Annotated in this window: 1 protein-coding gene and 1 pseudogene; both read left to right on the forward strand. The window is 72.3% G+C overall.

From position 1 onward, the window contains the following. Positions 1 to 167: pseudogene (locus AB0G63_RS39130) on the forward strand (electron transfer flavoprotein subunit beta); the annotation flags it as partial. An 81-nt stretch (positions 168 to 248) separates the two neighbouring features. After that, the coding region (locus AB0G63_RS39135; RefSeq protein WP_360760684.1) for an electron transfer flavoprotein subunit alpha/FixB family protein at positions 249 to 1,177 on the forward strand (929 nt) is incomplete at its 3' end.

The raw sequence follows: 1,177 nt of genomic DNA on the forward strand, positions 1-1,177 counted from the left end.
TGTCCGACCTGGACATCGAGGCCGAGGAGGTCGGCCTGGAGGGCGCCTGGACCAAGGTCGAGTCGGCCGCCGCCCGTCCGGCCCGCAGCGCGGGCACGATCGTCAAGGACGAGGGCGAGGGCGGCAAGCAGCTGGCCGCCTTCCTCGCGGAGCGCAAGTTCATTTGACGCGGCCTCGCGGCCCAGAAGTTCATCTGAGCCCGGCTCGCCGACCATCCCTCAATCTTCGTTTCGCAGGAGAGCATTCCCATGGCTGAAGTTCTCGTCTACGTCGACCACGTGGACGGTGCCGTCCGCAAGCCCACGCTGGAGCTTTTGACGCTGGCCCGGCGGATCGGCGAGCCGGTCGCCGTCGCCCTCGGAGGCGGCGCCGCCGGCACCGCCGCCGTGCTCGCCGAGCACGGCGCGATGCGTGTGCTGACGCACGAGGCGTCGGAGTACGCCGACTACCTCGTCGTGCCGAAGGTGGACGCCCTCCAGGCCGCCGTCGCGGCCGTCTCCCCGGCCGCGGTGCTGGTGCCGTCCTCCGCCGAGGGCAAGGAGATCGCCGCGCGTCTGGCGCTGCGGATCGGCTCCGGCATCATCACCGACGCCGTCGACCTGGAGGCCGGCGAGGACGGCCCGGTGGCGACCCAGTCGGTGTTCGCCGCGTCCTTCACCACCACCTCCCGTGTCTCCAAGGGCGTCCCGGTCATCACCGTCAAGCCCAACTCGGCTGCCGTGGAGTCCGCCCCGGCCGCGGGCGCGGTCGAGGCGCTGGAGGTGTCCTTCTCCGCGCAGGCGACCGGCACGAAGGTGACCGGCCGCACGCCGCGGGAGTCGACCGGGCGTCCGGAGCTGACCGAGGCGGCGATCGTGGTCTCCGGCGGCCGCGGCGTGAACGGCGCGGAGAACTTCGCGCTCGTCGAGGCGCTCGCCGACTCCCTCGGCGCGGCCGTCGGCGCCTCCCGCGCCGCCGTCGACGCCGGCTGGTACCCGCACACCAACCAGGTCGGCCAGACCGGCAAGTCCGTCTCCCCGCAGCTGTACATCGCCAACGGCATCTCCGGCGCCATCCAGCACCGGGCCGGCATGCAGACCTCGAAGACCATCGTCGCGGTCAACAAGGACCCCGAGGCCCCGATCTTCGACCTGGTCGACTACGGCGTCGTCGGCGACCTCTTCGACGTCGTCCCCCA

Origin of the sequence: Streptomyces sp. NPDC020996 (assembly GCF_040641355.1) — a bacterium.
GTDB lineage: Bacteria > Actinomycetota > Actinomycetes > Streptomycetales > Streptomycetaceae > Streptomyces.